The sequence below is a fragment of the Pseudoalteromonas sp. NS-SX12 genome (genome assembly GCF_057367955.1).
Genome location: NZ_CM170634.1, coordinates 3,011,477 through 3,029,874, shown reverse-complemented (window position 1 = coordinate 3,029,874; position 18,398 = coordinate 3,011,477). Strand labels below are relative to the sequence as shown.

General features: G+C 40.4%; 12 protein-coding genes. All 12 read left to right on the top strand.

Going from position 1 to position 18,398, the window contains the following annotated elements:
* Nucleotides 1-2,574, top strand: coding sequence for a type VI secretion system ATPase TssH (tssH, locus tag AC2IOM_RS14080; protein WP_486358708.1), 2,574 nt, complete (start codon nucleotides 1-3; stop codon nucleotides 2,572-2,574).
* 6 nt (nucleotides 2,575-2,580) lie between these two features.
* Nucleotides 2,581-3,297: a substrate-binding periplasmic protein gene (locus tag AC2IOM_RS14075; RefSeq protein ID WP_486358707.1), complete on the top strand. Its 717-nt coding sequence runs from the start codon at nucleotides 2,581-2,583 to the stop codon at nucleotides 3,295-3,297.
* A gap of 3 nt (nucleotides 3,298-3,300) precedes the next feature.
* Nucleotides 3,301-4,119: a hypothetical protein gene (locus AC2IOM_RS14070; RefSeq protein WP_486358706.1), complete on the top strand. Its 819-nt coding sequence runs from the start codon at nucleotides 3,301-3,303 to the stop codon at nucleotides 4,117-4,119.
* A gap of 50 nt (nucleotides 4,120-4,169) precedes the next feature.
* Complete coding sequence (tssJ, locus tag AC2IOM_RS14065; RefSeq protein ID WP_233430460.1) at nucleotides 4,170-4,616, top strand: type VI secretion system lipoprotein TssJ; 447 nt, start codon at nucleotides 4,170-4,172, stop codon at nucleotides 4,614-4,616.
* Nucleotides 4,616-5,935 (top strand): type VI secretion system baseplate subunit TssK, encoded by a 1,320-nt coding sequence (gene tssK, locus AC2IOM_RS14060; RefSeq protein ID WP_486358705.1) that lies wholly within the window; start codon nucleotides 4,616-4,618, stop codon nucleotides 5,933-5,935. The genes tssJ and tssK overlap by 1 nt, the downstream gene beginning before the upstream one ends.
* A 1-nt stretch (nucleotide 5,936) precedes the next feature.
* Nucleotides 5,937-7,076 (top strand): DotU/TssL family secretion system protein, encoded by a 1,140-nt coding sequence (locus tag AC2IOM_RS14055; protein ID WP_486358704.1) that lies wholly within the window; start codon nucleotides 5,937-5,939, stop codon nucleotides 7,074-7,076.
* Nucleotides 7,073-10,435 carry a type VI secretion IcmF C-terminal domain-containing protein gene (locus AC2IOM_RS14050; RefSeq protein WP_486358703.1) on the top strand — a complete coding sequence of 1,121 codons (3,363 nt, stop codon included), beginning with the start codon at nucleotides 7,073-7,075 and terminating at the stop codon, nucleotides 10,433-10,435. The genes AC2IOM_RS14055 and AC2IOM_RS14050 overlap by 4 nt, the downstream gene beginning before the upstream one ends.
* Before the next feature lie 23 nt (nucleotides 10,436-10,458).
* A complete protein-coding gene (locus AC2IOM_RS14045) occupies nucleotides 10,459-12,471 on the top strand; it encodes a type VI secretion system Vgr family protein (RefSeq protein ID WP_486358702.1) in 2,013 nt (670 codons plus the stop codon).
* Between the two features lie 9 nt (nucleotides 12,472-12,480).
* Entirely contained in the window at nucleotides 12,481-12,993 is a 513-nt protein-coding gene (locus tag AC2IOM_RS14040; RefSeq protein ID WP_475149189.1) for a DUF6931 family protein, read from the top strand.
* A gap of 40 nt (nucleotides 12,994-13,033) precedes the next feature.
* Nucleotides 13,034-14,647, top strand: coding sequence for a hypothetical protein (locus AC2IOM_RS14035; protein WP_486358701.1), 1,614 nt, complete (start codon nucleotides 13,034-13,036; stop codon nucleotides 14,645-14,647).
* A 208-nt stretch (nucleotides 14,648-14,855) separates the two neighbouring features.
* Entirely contained in the window at nucleotides 14,856-16,100 is a 1,245-nt protein-coding gene (locus AC2IOM_RS14030; protein ID WP_100913010.1) for a hypothetical protein, read from the top strand.
* 165 nt (nucleotides 16,101-16,265) lie between these two features.
* Nucleotides 16,266-18,392, top strand: coding sequence for a PDC sensor domain-containing protein (locus tag AC2IOM_RS14025; RefSeq protein WP_486358700.1), 2,127 nt, complete (start codon nucleotides 16,266-16,268; stop codon nucleotides 18,390-18,392).
* The last annotated feature ends 6 nt before the right edge of the window (nucleotides 18,393-18,398 follow it).

The window sequence follows — 18,398 nt, the reverse complement described above, 5'->3', positions numbered from 1 at the left end:
ATGTCACAAATATCAATTTCAAAGCTCATTTCCTTTTTGGACAATAACCTAAAAAATGCGTTGGAATATGCAGCAGCAGATGCGATGAAGTCGCAAGTTGGTGCAATTGAAGTAGAGCATTGGTTGGTTTCTTTGTTGCAAGGGCGTGACGCTAAGTTACAGCAATTCCTTGAATCACAAAAAGTTGATTTACCTGCTTTTCAAGCTGAGCTAGAAAAGGCGCTAGCACGTTTAGATAAAACACATTCGGGGCAACCTACAATTAGCCCTGATGTTATCGAACTAATTAAATCAGCGTGGTTAATTGCCTCGGTTGAATTTTCGCATAATGCAGTTGTGGGATTGCATCTGTTACTTGCAATGCTACAAACCGATCCGCTTTCATTGAATCGCCATCACTTTGAGGCACTTAATAATGTTTCGATTGAAAGCTTAAAAGAATATATAAAGTCGCTTGCAAGTGGCGCAGCAAAAAGCGCAACAAGCCAAGGTGCGACGCCTGCAGCACCAATTGCCAATGGGGCACTTGAAAAATATACGGTAAACCTAACCCAAGCGGCTAAAAATGGTGAATTAGATGTGGTTTCGGGGCGTGCTGACGAGGTGCGATTAGCAATCGATATACTATGTCGAAAGCGCCAAAATAACCCAATTTTTGTCGGTGAACCTGGAGTAGGTAAAACCGCTGTTGTAGAAGGGCTTGCGCAAAAAATTGCGAATGATGAAGTTCCTCCCGTTTTATCTGGCGTACAAATTCATTCATTAGATTTAGGTTTATTACAAGCGGGTGCCAGCGTTAAAGGCGAATTTGAAAATCGTTTAAAAGATGTCATTAACGAAGTTAAAAACGCCGATGTACCGATTGTGGTATTTATTGACGAAGCACATACTTTAATTGGTGCTGGTGGCGCAGAAGGGCAAAATGATGCGGCGAACTTACTAAAACCAGCCCTCGCGCGAGGCGAGTTTAGAACGCTTGCAGCGACCACGTGGGAAGAATATAAAAAGTACTTTGAAAAAGACCCTGCGCTTACACGTCGTTTCCAAGTTGTAAAAGTTGATGAGCCAAATGAAGACGATGCATTACAAATGCTGCGAGGCGTCGCTGAATCCCTTAAAAAGCATCATAAAGTGTTTATTACCGAGGCAGCATTGGAAGCCGCGGTTAACTTATCAATACGTTATTTGCCAAGTCGTAAGCTGCCTGATAAAGCGATTAGTATTTTAGATACGTCATGTGCGCGTATCGCATTGACGCAAAGTGCCAAGCCAGCAAAACTGGAAAAGGTTGAGCAGTCTATTCGTTACCTTGAAAATGAACTTGTATCGCTTAGTAAAGAAAACGAGATGCTCGGCAACCAAGCTGCCAGCATCGCTGAAAAACAAGCAAAAAAAGCAGATCTTGAGTCTGAACTTGAAGCGATTAACCAGCAGTGGCAACAAGAAAAAGAATTAGTCGATCAACTTAGTGCAATTCAAAGCGGTGAACAGCAAGGCGACTTCTTAGCATCGTTAGACAAGTTAAAAGCACTGCAAGGTGAAACGCCAATGGTTCATGCTATTGTTGATGAACAAACCATTGCTGAGGTAATTGGTGCGTGGACAGGCATTCCTATTGGTAATTTACTAAAAGATGAAGTAGCAAAATTGCTGACACTTGAAGCGTCGTTGCACCAACGAATTATTGGTCAAAAACATGCAATGCATGAGTTGGCAAAAAGTATTCGTGTGTCGCGCGCAGGTTTAACAGATAAACGCAAACCGGTTGGTGTGTTTTTAATGTGTGGCCCAAGTGGTGTTGGTAAGTCTGAAACGGCGCTGACGTTAGCCGACCAACTGTTTGGTGGCGAACAAGATATGACGGTTATTAACATGACCGAATTTAAAGAGGCGCACAAGGTATCTATGTTGCTAGGCTCTCCAGCTGGCTATGTTGGTTATGGTAAAGGCGGGGTGCTAACAGAGGCAATTCGTCGTAATCCATATTGTGTGCTGCTACTTGATGAAATGGAAAAAGCCCACCCAAGTGTGCATGATATTTTCTACCAAATCTTTGACAAAGGCTGCATTCAAGATAGCGAAGGGCGTAATATCGACTTCCGTAATACGCTGATTATTATGACTTCGAATGCGGCTGATAGCGCGATAGTGGACTATTGTGATGCACAGGACACGCGTCCTGACTTAATCGAACTGGTTGATAACGTGCGTCCGGCACTGCAAGAGTACTTTAAGCCAGCGTTTCTTGGTCGCTGTAATATTATTCCATATTACCCACTTAACACTGATGAATTAGCACAAATAGCGGGCATTGCGTTAAAACGAATTTCACAAAAGCTGTCAGAAACCTATGGTGCAACATTGGATTATGATCAGTCGTTTATCGATTATGTAGTGCTCAAAGGTAATGAGCCAACTATCGGTGGGCGCGCGATTGAGCAAATCGTTAACCGTAATTTAATGCCGCTATTAGCAGAAAAATGCATCGAACGAATTAGTAATGGTGATGCAGTAACCAGCGTAACTATTACGGGCGTTGCCGATGCAACCGATTTTGAACTGAAGGTTGAATAACATTTAATGTGGTATCGAGCATTTTCATATGTGCTGCTTGTATCGAGCTTATTCGTTACAGCTAACAGTTTGGCGATTGAAAGGGTGCGTTTAGCGACGCACCAAGTTTACCCATATCACTATGTTGAGAACGGTAAAGTGTACGGTGATGTCATTCGCCAAGTAAAGTGTGCTTTTAATCGCATGGAAACGCCGTTTAAAGCAGAGTTTAGTGATTGGGTTGACGTTGAGTTACGACTGCGTACTGGCCAACTTGATGCTATTTTTGCTGTGGCTAACAACGAAAGACGAAGTGAATTTGGTGAGCTTTCTATCCCGTTGGCACAAAAGCATCTTTATTGGTATTTCACAGGCTCTAAAATTGATGTAGCGACAACTAACCCGCTTTATCAAAAATACAAAGTGGCTGCTGATTTTGGTTCAGACGAATGGTTAACCTTAAAACGCCAAGCATATAACGTACAGAAAAAGCCGCGTGATGCCGAAGAGTTGGTGCAACTGTTAGTGAGCCATGAAGTGGATGCAATATTACTTGATGAACAAGAATTTAGTTATGAATTATCAAAGCATAATTTGCAAAGTACTCGCTTTTCGCGTCAGCACTATGGGAAAATAGCGCTTGGTGTATTGTTTTCTAAGGCCTTTTTAAATGAGCATCCGACGTTTTTACAATCATTTAATACTGCTGCGTCTAATTGCCTGGTGCAGGATACGGGGAACTAACTCATGAATTCGGCAATGTTACAAGTGACAGAGTGCCCCGAAGATGTTCGCTTATTATCTCGTATGGCAACTGTCACCGAGGCTGGCGTGGCGTTAGGTGGGTCAATTGAATGTGATTTAATTTTACCTGCAGTTGATGCGAACCAAGACGCGGGCGCTATTTACTTTCGTGTTTCGCCTGATGTGACAACTGGCCGTTTTAAACTGCTGACCAAAGTTGAAGGGGTTGCGGTGAACCAACGAGCACAAATCGCCAATTCGTCTGTTACTTTAAGTGACGGTGATGTGATAGCGGTTAATGGTTACACTCTATTATTTTCGGCCGACACGGATATGCAAACTGAATCAATCAACGATTCAGATAAGGCAAATAATGCCTCGAGTGATTTTTATGACACGGTTTCGAATGTTGAATTTGATGCCAGTAATATCTTTGCCGATCTTGAAAGTGAACTTGATCAAGTGGCCGAGCATCAATCACAAGAGGATGAATTTGTTGATTATCATGCTTATCAGGAAGTTGATGTATCAAGCCAACAAGGGGCTTATTCTCATACGGTTGAAAAGAAGTTAGATAAACTTTTAGAAGTGTCGCAAAATCCATGGATTCAGCAAAAACAATTGCTTATGATGTTGGATGATGTTGTTGAGCAGTTTATTAAAGAGTTTGACCCTGAGATGATTGAAGAGATGGTTGGACCGCCATCACGCTGGAACAACAAACAGTGGGTCGCATACAAGAATTATTATCAGCGAAAACAAAATGAAGGGCATTTTAAACGTCAGTTTAAAGCGCTATTAATAGAATGCATGCAAAAATAATTATATTAATAATAACCGCTTGTTTATTTGGTTGCTCGAGCAACGATTTATTGAAGCGTTTTTCTCTGCCTATTCAGCTAAAACTGGAGACCAATGAAAAACTTAATTGGTCAAATAATACCGCCAATCCAGTGGCGGTTCGCTTGTATCAGCTTGAAAAGTCAGATCGCTTTATGCAAAGCGACTTTATTACGCTATTTAATGACGATAAATCAGTGTTGGCTGAGCAGCTGATAGAGCGTCAAAGGTGGTATCCTGTGATGCCGCAAACCTCAGAGTTTAAGACCATAGAATTGTTGCCAGGTGTGCGCCATTTAGCTGTGTTAGTTGAATTTACAGACTATCAAAAAAGTGCAGCAAAAGCCTTGATTACATTGCCAGAGGATTTATCGAAAGACACGGTTGTTTGGTTGGGAATTCAAGGCAGTACAGTGACCTTTAATGTGGTACCACAACCAAGTTGGTGGGATAGTCTATTTAGCTGGGGAGCAGCATAATGAATAATAAAATCGTTTGGCGCGATGGCACCTTTTTGTATCCTCAGCACTTTCAACAGATGGATGCGCATTTAGAAGGCGTAATACAAAATTATAGCAGGCTGAAAACCGGAGAGTTGACGCCACATTGCGGTTTAACCCGTTTAAAAATAAATGAAGGCTTGCTTAACCTTGGGCAGTTTTCAATTCAAGCATGTGAAGGCATTTTACCAGATGGTCAATATTTCAATTTAGAAAGCGAGATTGCTTTGCATATCCCTGAAGGCACGGTCGACCAAATGGTTTATTTAACTGTACCAATTATGTTGGTTGGCAATGATAGCTTTAACAATCAGCTTGCCACATCTCGCTATCGAACACATTTCTCTAAAGTGTTTGATTTTACCTCAAGCGAACAAGCTGAGCTTGAAGTAGAACATGCGTCACTTAATATCACCTTGCAACTCGAAGAAGATAACTTAGATGGTTTCGTTAAATTAGCCGTTGGCAAAGTGTTAGAAGTTAATGGTAACGGAGAAGTGGTGATTGACCGTGCGTTTATTCCTGACTGCCTTAGCTTAGGAGCCGCGGATATTTTGCTTGAACGAATTAAAGAGCTTGAGACCTTAGCGAATGCAAAAGCGAATCAGCTACTTGCACGTTTAAACGCAACGATTGAAACGCAAACGGGTAGTGTGTTGTTTAAAGAGCAGCAACTTCTTTCTTTGATCTATCACTGGTTGCCATGGCTTGAAGCGACACAGCGTACACAGCACTACAAGCTGGGACGTTTTTTTTATGAATTAAAGCAGTTCGAATCGGCATTACTGAGCGCTGACTTTGAACCGCGTACATCGTGGACTCCGCTGACATTTGAAAATTTGTATCACCAATTTCATAGCGTGATATCACGAATTAAAGACAAGCTTTCAATCAATCAACAGCAAAATGTGATTGAGTATTTATGGGATAAATCGCTATTTGATAGCAGACGCATGCTATTGGCAAAGATTAAGCAAGTAGAAGTGAGGCAAGCACAACGGGTGATTATTGCGGTATCTTCTGAGGCCAATATTGCCAAAGAAGTATTTGAAACCGGTTTCAAACTGGCGGGCAATAAATCCATTATTGAATGCATAAAAAATGCAACGCAAGGGGTAAATGTTACTGCATTGCCATTTCCACCACCAGAGTTAAAAGAGCGTGCCAACACCAGCTATTTCCAAATTGATTTAAATGATGTGCTGTGGCAAAAAGTGCTTGATAACAAGGAGATGCTCGCATTACATATTGATGCGCGTATTTATGTTGAAGACGTTAAATTATTTTTAATTAACTAGTATGCAAATAGCCAGTTATACCGTTAACCAGTTTTCATTAGTTGATGAAAAAAATACTGCACTTAAAGATCTATTCAATGAAATTGAATGGCAAGGTGAAGCGTTATTGCGTTTGAGTTTACCGTTTTTGCCGATGATTGATGCGGTTGCGTCACTCGATGAAGCAAATTCGCTTAATAACTTGCGCGATAAGTTGGTAACGGAACTTAAAGCGCTAAAGCGCCGTGGCCGCGATGAAAATATAGCGCCAGCGCTGCTTGATAAACTGTGTTTTGTTTGGGCTGCGTTTTTTGATGAGCGCATCAGCTATGAATGTAAATTAGATACAACTCAATGGCAAAATAACACGCTTGTGAGTCAGTTGTTTGGTATTCGTAATAGCGGCGAAACCTTTTTTAGTTTACTCAAGCAGTTAATGGAGTTTCCAAAAAAGCATATTGAGCTTATTAAAATTTGCTATTTGTTGTTACAGCTCGGCTTTAAGGGCAAGTTTAATAACCAGCAACAAGCAGAGCTTAATAAAATTATTGCTGATGTAAATTTTGCAATTACTGAACTAGGCGCATTTAAAGAACAAAACACGGTTTCCCCATTAGCAAACATTAAGCGAAAATCTCATATTAGCTATGGCTTATTTAAAGGCGTTTCTGCTACGTCTTTTGTTGTTTTTATTGTGTTCTTAATGCTCGCTGGATTGATCTCTTACAATGTTTATGTCGGCAAAATATATCAAAGCCAACATCATGAATATGATGAAATGGCCAAAAATACCTTTGCTCATTTGCAACAGTTAAAACATAAACCAATTTCAATTGAAAATGCGCAATTTACCGCTAAAGAAAATTACCAAAAGCCAGTCGTGACAGCCGCGCCAATTACACATGCACCTGAAACACAGCCTGAACCCCAAGTTGATACAACAACTCAATATTTTGTGCAACTTGGTGCATTTTATGAGCGCTCACGCGCGCTTGCTTTGCAACAAAAGTGCGGCAATGAAGACTATCAAACCGTGATTGAAGATGACGGTGCGCGCCATCGGGTTGGCTTTATTGCCGACGGCTTCACCTCGGCTAAAAAAGTGAGCGCATATTTTTCGAGTTTATGTCGCGTGTCACCTTTTATTAAGGAGTACCAGTGAGCCGTTCATTAGTGCGTCTATATAGCGGCGCAATACTTATTATAATTGGTATAGTGCTGGCGATACTTAATGCTATTTTTCACTACTCAAACACCTTGTACTGGGTATGTATTGCAATTGCCTTAGTAGGTGTTTTGGTTATTACACTACCCACTATCAACCAAGCATTACTGCGCGGTGTACACAAACGTAATCAATTTAAGCAATACTCGCGTCTTATTCGCGGCGCACAAAAAAAATTAAAACTGAATGCCAATTTATATCAAACAGCCTGGTATTTAGTAGTATCTGAAGAAAGTGTGGGTGAGAGTTTTGCCCAGTTTAACCGTGTTAAATTGTCTTATATGCCCCCTGATATTGCACTTTATCATGTTAAAGGGGCACTAATTTGGCATGTGACCGCTAAAGACAACGTAACGCGTGAAAACTTTTTTGCATGGCTTAATTTTGTTAGACCTAAGCAAGCATTAAATGGCGTGTTATTGCTAACCGATGCGTTTAGTCTGATTCAGCGCTCACAGAAAACCAAGCAAGACTTTTTAAGTGATGTTAAAGCCCAGCTTGAATCAATTTATATTCGCAACGGTATTCAAGTGCCATTGCACTTGTTTCTGTGTGGCGTTAACAAACTGGACGGTTTAGCTGAAAGCCTGCACCAGCAAACGAACATCGATGACTTATCTTTCTATTTGGCCGATCAAACAACGGGTGTGCAACACACATTATCGCATGCCTGTGATGAGCTGTTTAAAAAGTTGTTTATTAACAATATTCATCACGTTTCACTGCAGCTAGATGACGAATTCAAGCGCAAACAATTATTAGGTTCAATGCAACTCCAATATGTAAAACTTTCTGTTGAAGGTTTTATCGAAGACTTGCTCGACTTTAATGGCTTGGAATCGCCATTTACGTTAACAAGCTTTCATTTGGTTGAGTCTGAATCAAGTGAGTATCGGGTAAATTTAGCCACGGCACACACCTTGATTGAAGTAAATCAAACGATGCTACCGGTTGTGCGAGATGCGAATTTAAAACCGCGCGCAGAATTAACTAAAACCTTCGCGGCACAAGTATTACCACTGTCTAATTCGGCGCCAACAAATAAACGTCGCGTTGTTAAGCACTTTGTTAAGCAAGTTGGCATGTTTTCGGTAGGTTTAACGATATTTTCTGTGGCAGCTTGGATTGGTTGGCAGGCATATGTTTACAACGAAACGCTACACCAAGAATTTGGTGACGTTCATCAGCAGTATCGTGCAGAGCTTGATAATACCCAGTTCGATATCAACGACCCCGAATCTATTATCGAGCCACTTACGGTATTACGACTTGCCTACGCAAAGTTTGATACCGAGCAACACAATCAGCCGTGGTTTGCATTACCAGTGCTGGCTTCAATTGAACGCGAGCGTCACTATACAGAGCTTTATCAAAAACAATTAAGTTTGGCATTGCAACCGACCTTATTAAAGTACCTTGAAGAAGAGTTATTTGTTTATCTAGAGCTCGAAGACTATTTAAAGGTCATTAATATTAAAGATGTTTATGAGTCTTTTGCCAGTGGTTCAAATAAACAAGTTGTCGTGAATTATGTTGCGCAGTCATTAAAGCAAGGCGGTATTTTGGATGAGGTACAAACTCAAAACTTTGTAGCGCTATTAGAAGATTATTATCAACTTGGCTACAGCAAAATAGACACCAATGAAGAGTTACTCGCCATTGTTGATAGCCAGCTTGCAATGCAAGACACGAATCAATTGATGTATGAATATGTTAAGCAACTGCCAGAGTTTTCTCGTTTAATTGATATTCGAAGCTCTTTATTTGGTGATGAGGCAACGCAAACACAGTTGTTTAAATTAAAAGGTGATGATGCGAATTTCTTAGTGCCTCAATTGTTTACACCAGCAGCGTTACAACAGTTGTCGTTTATTCCTGAGTCGGAATTTATGCAACAGCTGGTAAAAGATAATCATGGTCTATTTAAATCAACGCCATCACAACGCGAACTGACCCGCGTCGGTAATTATTTGAAGTACAAGTTTATTAATGATTACATTAGTTTTTGGCGACAGTACTATCAGCAAATCACACTGGTTGATGGTTTAACATTAAAGCCAGTGTTAAACGCGTTAACCGAAAAACAAACATCGCCATTAGTGCAGTTGTACAGTACGCTGCGCAGTTATATCTATATTCCACCTGTCGAAGTGCCAACGTTTGAAGAGCCGCAAAGCGCATCGAAAGCGCCGAAAAAGTTAGCCGCAAAAGCAAAAAAACTCGACAAGTTAGCGAGCTCGGCGAATCGTTTATTGAATAAAGAGCAGCAACTAGCGATTGCTAAGGCTGAGGAGCATAACGAAGTTAGCGAAAAGGTGGCGCACGCGTTTTCACAAAATACACTGATCATCGCAAAGCGTGAGGATATTAGTAATGAATATCAGTCGCTTGTCAAAAAGCTTACTGAGTTGAAAAAGTGGTTAGCAAAAGCCGATAACGATGTGATCCCAGGCTTAACTTACTTTAAACAATTACAAAGTGAAAACCGTTTTGATGCCTTTTCAGGGTTATGGCTTGGCAAGCATTCAGAGCCCGTAGTCGCTGATTTAATCGCCCTTGTACTTGCGCAATCAGCAAATCATATTGAAGAAAAAGTATCGGCTTATTTGCAACAAGCTTGGCAAGATAGCGTAATACAGCCATACAACAGCACAATATCACCGTTTTACCCGTTCAATAAAGATGGCACAGATTTATCGCTGACAGCGCTGAGAAGTTATTTCGCTCCAGGCAGTTCGGTAAATAATTTTAACGACAGTATATTGAGTCACTTCTTAAACGTTGGTAATCAAAAACAGCTCGCTATTTTTGATAAAGATACTGTAATAACGCTTAATAGCGAAGTAGAGCAGTTTATGAGTCAGTATATTGCGTTACAAAAACGTTTGTACGGCCGTAACAATGAGCTTCAAGTAGCTGTTACCGTGTCGGCGAGGAATATGTCGCCAGAGCTCAGTGCATTTACACTACAAACGGGTGAGCGCTCATTGCACTATACTCATGGTCCTGAAATCCCGAAAACATTTAGCTGGCCTAAAGAGTTTACTGAGTCAAATTTAACAATCACGTTGACAGATTTAAACAATCAAAAGCAGCAACTAAATTACCAGGGAAACTGGGGCATTTATCGCTTTATCAGTGAGCATCAAGCTAGCACTAGCAGTGAATTGCTACGCATTAATTTTAAAAATAAACAAGGTGTTGCGATAGCGATAAAAGGTATTGATGATAATAGCAGTATCTTAAATCCGCTGTTTTTTGCAGAGCTCACAATACCCGCAACGTTATTAAAATAAATAGCGTGAAATAAGAGAAAGTTATGGATACGTATATTGCAGGCGAAACCAGTTACCTTGTTGCTAAAACCGAGCAAGGAAAAGAGTATAGACTCAGTAGCTGCAAGGTTAATGATGTTTTAAACACTAGTTTTTCCATCACAACGAATATTATCACTGATGGTGAAGACGTATTTGAGCAACTTGGCAAGTCGCTATCGATTACTTGGTATCAAGATGTGGCGGGACGTCCAAATACGCTGTTGCAATACAATGGCTATGTTACCGAGGTTCGCGAACTCGAAGCCAACGCTGAATCTATACGAAGCTTTGAAGTTAGTCTATCTAGCTGGCTTTCACTGCTGCAATTTTGTCGAACCTATCGCATTTATCAAGCGCAAACCGTAAAGGACATTTTATCCGATATTTTTGATAATGCGGGTTTTAAAGGTGCGTATAAATTTGGCGCTATGCCATCAACAAAAAAAGAGTACTGTACGCAGTTTAACGAAACAGATTATCAGTTTGTTACTCGCATTATGGCTGAAGCGGGCATTATATTTTACTTTACCCAAGACGAGGGAAAGCACACGTTAGTGGTACAAAACGCAAGCGCCCCTTTTTCTGCAAATAGCCTTGCGAAGTTTGACCATACCTTAACTAAGTCTGCATCAAACTTACTTATGAGCAAGTTTGAACCCGAGCAAAAGCTGATCGCAAAAAGCATATCTTTATCGGGTTACAATTACGATAAGGCAAAAACCGAATCGGGTTCTGCACAGGTTTCATCAACATCTATTGCAACCTTTACGAATAAAAAGTTAGAGCACTTTTCATTATCGTCTGATAAAGGGGATTACAGCGACAGCACTACCTTAGTGAAGCAATTAAGTGACTCTCAGCAAAGTGAATCGCAAAATATTGTGATGCTAACGGATGCAAATATTGTCACTGTAGGTACCAGCCTGTCAGTGAAAAATCACCCCAATACACAATGGCAAGACGACTACAATGTGCTGGCATGTCATCATGATATTGAAGTATCACAAAGTAATCTCAGTACCAGTTACCAATGCCGTGTTACATGTCGCTCACCTAAATTACCGATTACACCGAAATACCCTGCAAAACCCAGAAACACCGGCATAACAAATGCCATCGTGGTTGCTGACAGTGGCTCATTTGATAGCAAAGGTGAAATTAACCAAGATAAAGATGGTCGCATCAAAGTGCATTTTTTATGGGATGTAAGCGATTCAAAATCGACCAGTTGTTATCTAAGGGTCATGCAACAAACGGCAGGCGTAAATGCTGGTATGCAGTTTATTCCGCGCATCGGTGATGAAGTGTTAGTTGATTTTATCAATGGCGATATTGATCAGCCGATTGTGATTGGCAGTGTTTATAACGGAAACACTCAGCCTCCTTATGCTCAAAAAGATGCGACGCAATCGACCATTAAAACAGGGCTGGCAGATGATACTGCTCATGAAATTTGTTTTGATGATAAAAAAGGTGAAGAGAAGTTATCACTTACTTCGGGTAAAGACTTCGCTATTACAGTGGCAAATAACGCAACAACCTTAGTAAACGCTGAAGATTCAGTTACCATCAAGAAGACGCAAACCACATCGATTGAAGATTCTCAAACGGTTACGGTAAAAAATAACTACACTTTAAAAGCCGATAAAATCACCTTGGAAGGCGATACTCAAATTGAGTTAAAAGTGGGTAGTAACAAAATTACGATTAGCAGCTCAGGGGTTAAAATAGACGCGTCGAGCATTGAGCTTAAATCGAGCCAAGATACTAAAATTTCTGCAATGAATTTTACTACATCAAGTAATGCTTCAACTAAAATCAGTGCTAATGCAAATGTTGATATAAAAGCGACGGCACAAGCGAATCTTGAAGGTACTGCGGGCGCAAATGTTAAATCGACTGCAATTGCTAAACTTGAGGGCACCGCAGGGGCGCAAGTAACATCAACAGCAATGGCAAAACTCAGTGGTGCTGCGATGGCAGAAATCACCGGTGCACTGGTTAAAATAAATTAAATAATCACAATGAATATAATTACCGATGCTATTGTTAGTGAACTAAAACAGCCTAAAGTCAGTGTGATATTGGCTAAATACCAAGCGTCAGATAATGCCAAAGCGCTACTACAATCCAATCCAGATTGGCAGCCTCAAATGGCAGTCTCACAGCTTGTTGAGAATGACTTACCACATGATGCAATTCAATTAATTGCGCACGGTTTACCGGTAATGACAGCAATACGCTGGGGATTAAGTGTTTTATCTAACAATGAACGGATTGCCGCTGAAAATGCCGCTATTTTAGAGTGCGTTGCAAGCTGGTTGAGTTCACCTAATGAAACCATGCGAATTCGAGCTCAGCAGTTAGCTGAACGAGTAGGGTTGGATACCGCGGCAGGATGGCTAGGCTATGCGGTATTTTGGTCAGGTACCGGCTCGATTGTCGCGCCTGAACTACCGGTTGTGATGCCACCAGATAATATGGTTGGTCACGCTATTAATGCAGCGATATTGTTATCCTTGGTTGAATCAAATTAAGCCAGTTTGATAGATGTTATTTAAGAAAGGAACTTAGAGTATGAGTGATACTACGATGCGAATGCTGAACTTTGTAAAGCGCGGAATGTTACCAAGCTTTTTAAAGTCGCCAGAGACAGACAAGCTAAGCTTCCTACATCAGCTTTTAAAAGATTTGCTTGTTTTCCAACCGGATAGCGATAGCGATGAAAGTCGAGCAGGTCAATTATATAACTTGTATCCGCGTAAATTTAAAACCGGAAAATATGATTTTAGTTGGATGGTATTTTTAACCGATGATCAAGTTAAACAGCTAGCGTCGAAGTGGATTAGCTCGCTGTTGCTCGATTCACAGCAACTAGGTCAAAGCCAACAACCGTTACAATCAAAGTGGTTGCAAAACCAACAGACTGGCGAATGGGAAGATGTGAGTAACAACCGCTTTGGTGATTTAAGATTAGCGACATTAATGTCATTTGATCGTGGCAGTCAACTAATCGTCTCTGGCAAAGTGTCAAAAGACGTATGGAAACTACTTGATAAGCTTAAGCAAGAGTACAAAAGCTTGGCAGGTGATAATGAAGGTCACTGGTATGATTCAATTGCTAAATCGTGCAGCGATGTTAAAGATAAAGTAGTTAAAGTATCTCAAGAAAAAATCAATGATTTCAAAGGTAAGGTTGAGCAAGCACCATTTTATGACGATGCAATGCAAGCCAAAGCAATGAAAGATGTTTCAGACGCTGTTGTTAAGTTTCAGCTTAAGCACGGTATATTAGACGGCGCCAATGAACTGGTGTTATTTAGTCAATTTGTCAGTTTGGTATCAAATACTAAAAAAATTACAGAAGAGCTGCTGAAATCACATCCATTAAACCCACTTAACCTCAACCCTAAAGAGCTTGTGACACGTGTTAAAGTGCTGTGTAAATCAGGCACCGAGGTAATTTGCTCATTAGGCGTTTTAACATACAGTGGAGTTGCCTACGCGCGACAGCGTGATATCAACAGCATTGATGTATCCAAAGGTAATGTGATCCGTAATACGCTCAACCAAGGAAAAGACTTTGTTTCGGATAAAATTAAAGTCAAAGTTGGTTTTGGCGAGCTGAGTAGTTTTAAGTCTACAGTGAGCAACTTAGGTGAAGGTGATAAGTTTGCCAAAAAACGTGCAGAATCTACCAAGAAAATGCTTGATGATTTTGTTACTAGCAGCGCAACACTCGAGCAGCATGGTGCCAGCAGCCTAAAAGAAAAGTTTGATGGATTAATGCAAAACATTGAGCAGTTTTTGGTGCGTAAAAGAAACTACTTAACTGCACTTTTAAACAACCGTGCTGATCCCGAATTAGATGACTCTCTGGGTAAGCGGATCACTGATAAAGCATTCACAATACTGGTTTCAACATTACGGCTTTTGATTGACGGATTAGTTAAGCTGGTGCAATTTGCTAAAGAAGTGTTTAAGAAAATAGCGCAGCTTATTAGCAAAGTACGAGATAAGTTAGTCAAAATATCAACTCAGCTGAAAGAAGAATTTGTCAGTATTCAACAAACAGCGCAAAGCTTGGTAAATGCGATTGATGGCGTGAGCAAAGTGACTTTAAAACGCCACTTAAGTTTAATGTCTGAGATAAAATCGTTTGATCGATCATTATTAAAGTCACCTAGTTAATACCGATTCTGTTAAGTATGTGATCAGAGGAAGCGCTGGATAAATGAAATGATAACAAGGCTGAAGTTTTCTAATGTAGTTGTTCTACATTGATAAATTCCAACGCAGTTAGCATGATATTTGACCCGCTTGAATGACCAGCTATTTAAATGAATTGGTATAACTAGGCTCTCAATTTAAAAATTTAGTACGTTAGTGGAGTAACTAAGTGAGCACGTTTACCATATTTTTCTGTGGCACTTCGTCAAACGCGAGAGACTACAATAAAAAGCATGTTTTTCATCAAGGCGAACTAGTTAGTAGCTTGGCAAAACACGCACAAGGCATTGAATACCAAGACTATATGATCGTCGATGGTGTAGGCAGTGGTAATGAAACTGAATTCACTAAGTTCAGTAAGAGTTACTATGGTGGCGCACTTGCACCGCTATTTGGCTCTGGTATTGCGAGTAATATGCAGCATGCATTAAGCGTTGTACTTGGTTTTCCATTTGAACAAGACCTGGCTGAAACTCAAAAACGTGCTGAAGGCTTGCTAAAAGACAGCAGGCCAAGCAAGTACTCGCTTGGTGGTTTAGGCATTATTACGCACAGTACAACGGCTGCTTATGACAAGTGGCAGCAAGAAGTGAAAGCGTTAAGTCAGGATTTACAAGTTCATATGCGCTCGCTTGTGAAGCGTATAAAAACAGCACGAGCAAAAGCGCCGATTACACAGCTTAATCTAATTGGTTGGAGCCGCGGTGGCGTGAGTTGTTTTGAATTTGCCAATATTCTTAATAAACACCCATTAGCTAACACAATCAAAGTTAATATTTTTGCGTTAGATCCGGTTCCAGGTGGTGTTAATCCGTTTCAAGATTACAAAAAGTTAGGCGCTAATGTTGCGCATTTTGTAGCTGTTTTCGCAGAGGATGAACGCTCTAGTGGCTTTAAAGCTCGCATGCCTGAACTACATACGAAAACAAAGTTCTACACCACTTTTATGCCTGGACGACATGGCACCCTAGTGGGTAATGCTGCAGAAGATGGCCAAGGACAAGCAATAACCGAAACTATGCTTAATAACCCCGGTTTTGTTACACGTGATTTCGCATTTAAAGTACTGTGCAGTTGGGGATGTCAGTTTAAATCAAATAGCATTAACCCGTTATCGCAGCAACAGCTATTGGGCTGCTATAAGATTATGCTGTCGAAAGAGCAGCAATACGCCAAGATGCAAAGCAAGTCTTACACTAAATTTACCAATGGGTGGTTTGGCAAAATTGATGCAGTACAGCGCATTAAATCGACTAACCCTAAGCAGTTGACTTCGGTGTTTACGGGGCTGGCATTACAGCAACAGTATAAAGAAAAAGACATAGTTAACCGTCACCATTATGACGTGTTAATGGGTAACTCTTTCGTTGTTAAAGGTAATTTGGCGGCGTTTCCGGTTAGCTCGGTGATGTAACTAATTTATGCCAACATTATCGAAGTGGCTTGGAAAGTGTGTAGTGATAACGAAGCATCAATGACGTTGATTGTAATGCTCGTTTAGTGCTTTTTTATAAGAGTCAGACTACCTTAAATGAGATGTTTATTCTCGTTATTAGTATAACAATAAGAAATTTTAAAAATGGATCTACCTCAATCTAATCGTATTCGAAAAGCGCGTTTTTTTGGCAGTCGAATTATTACGCCTCTTTTAGTATTTTGTTTATTGTTTAGTGTGCTTAGTGCACTTTTTGCAACGTTTGCGATTTATCAAAAACACAGTCGCTTTAAATCCGATGTGAGACAGCAAGTAAAACAACAAACTCTTGATGCCGCCAAGCAAATCGGCGAAAAATTAGCAGAGACAATGTTTCATGTTGATGAGTTTGAAAAGCAAATTACAAAGCTTGACGATAAGCGCTATGCGCCTGAATTACTTGAATATGAGTTTAAAAATAATCCCGATATTTTTTCGCTTAATGTGACTTTTCACCCGTATCAATACGATAAATATACGCGATATTTCAGCCCTTATTATGAACGCCTAACCGGAGTAGAACGCAAGTTTGACTTACTAGATTATGATAAACCCGACATTGAATTTAGTTGGTATCACAGACCATTAAAAGAAGGACCGATTTGGACTGAACCCTATTATGAGCCGCAAAATAATGTATTAATGACGACCTACTCAGTGCCGTTTTATGCATCTGAATCGGCAAAAGCCAATGGCGAATACCCGCTAGGTGTTATTCCATCTGATGTGTCGCTGGATTACCTTACAGCGTCTTTGAGAAAGCTGAAATTAGGCTTAGGTGGTTATGGCGTTATATTCTCAACAGAACAAAACCTAATTTCTCACCCAGTTTATGCCCATGTGCGCGAATCTGAAAATAAAGCGTCGCTCGCAAGTACTGAGGAATTTAAATACCTTAAGCAAATCGAACAGTGCTTTAACCCCAACCTCGACTACTTGTTCTTTAATGGCGAAACCCTTGATAATGACGAACACTATGCAGCGTGTACATTAATCCCACATACAAACTGGTTGCTGATTACGCGAATGTCGTCAGACATGTTTGAAATCGACAAAGACTTTCGACGCCAAACTAATATTATTGCGATTAGCTGTTATGCCGCTACTTTGATTTTCATTATTCTGCTATTAACGCGCAGACGAAAAATCAACTGGACGCAAAATAATATTTCTATTTCGATTGTATTAATGCTGAGCAGTATTGTGGTGTTAGATTTTGCGCGCAGTTTTAATGCAATAGAGGCGGCTGATACGGTTATTGTCACCTCTACAGCACAGCGAGAAGCGTTCGAAACTAGCTATAGCAACAGAATGCAACAGATGCGCGTTGATGAGCCTAATTATGTTGCGACAGGGGTGTACATAGAATCAATAGAATTTGTTAACGCTAACAATGTTCATTTAACGGGTAAAGTGTGGCAGAAACTGACGAGTAAGCAGCGTGCGTTTTTGAGCGCGAAAATTGGCTTTAACGAAGCGATAGAGTCATCAATTGAAGAAGATTTTCGTAAAGAGCTGAGCGATGGTTCATTACTGGTTGGCTGGCACTTTTCAATTGTTACGCGTCAGCAATTTGATTACTCAAAGTACCCGTTTGATCATAAAAATATTGTGTTGCGCTTAAATGCATCTGACTTAGGCAGTAATGTGGTGCTTGTGCCAGACTTAGAATCATATGAGCAACTAGGCAAAAAGGACAATCCTGCAGTCGCAACAGATATTGTGATGGAAGAGTGGAAATTAGTGCAAAGTTACTTTAAGTACACGTTTCAAAACTATAATACTAACTTTGGCCTTGAAACATTTACTAATCAAGACGTTAACGCCGAGCTCAATTACAGTGTTAATTTAGAACGTGAGTTCTTAGGCCCGTTTGTAACAACTTTATTACCTGTAATGGTCATGGTGTGTTTACTTTATGCATGTGTTGTTAGTATGGCCTACACCCCATATGGAGATTTACGTAACAATATAACCGCGGTAGTTTTTACTATTTTACTGGCCCACTACAGTATTCGTGAGCACTTACAAATAGATGAAGTAGTGTATTTTGAGATATTCTATTTCTTACTGTACTTGCTCGCGTCGGCATTTATGCTAATTGCGCATCAATACTACAAAGCAGTAACGTCGCGAGGTGATGCTAAATTTTACAAACGTATCGCGAATATCTGGTTCTGGCCACTGTTAACAGTGATGATATTTATAACAACAATAATGACCTACTACTAAGGCAAC

Coding starts and splice junctions, on each gene's coding strand:
- tssH (WP_486358708.1), top strand. CDS start 1: ATGTCACAAATATCAATTTCAAAGCTCATTTCCTTTTTGGACAATAAC.
- AC2IOM_RS14075 (WP_486358707.1), top strand. CDS start 2,581: ATGTGGTATCGAGCATTTTCATATGTGCTGCTTGTATCGAGCTTATTC.
- AC2IOM_RS14070 (WP_486358706.1), top strand. CDS start 3,301: ATGAATTCGGCAATGTTACAAGTGACAGAGTGCCCCGAAGATGTTCGC.
- tssK (WP_486358705.1), top strand. CDS start 4,616: ATGAATAATAAAATCGTTTGGCGCGATGGCACCTTTTTGTATCCTCAG.
- AC2IOM_RS14055 (WP_486358704.1), top strand. CDS start 5,937: ATGCAAATAGCCAGTTATACCGTTAACCAGTTTTCATTAGTTGATGAA.
- AC2IOM_RS14045 (WP_486358702.1), top strand. CDS start 10,459: ATGGATACGTATATTGCAGGCGAAACCAGTTACCTTGTTGCTAAAACC.
- AC2IOM_RS14040 (WP_475149189.1), top strand. CDS start 12,481: ATGAATATAATTACCGATGCTATTGTTAGTGAACTAAAACAGCCTAAA.
- AC2IOM_RS14035 (WP_486358701.1), top strand. CDS start 13,034: ATGAGTGATACTACGATGCGAATGCTGAACTTTGTAAAGCGCGGAATG.
- AC2IOM_RS14025 (WP_486358700.1), top strand. CDS start 16,266: ATGGATCTACCTCAATCTAATCGTATTCGAAAAGCGCGTTTTTTTGGC.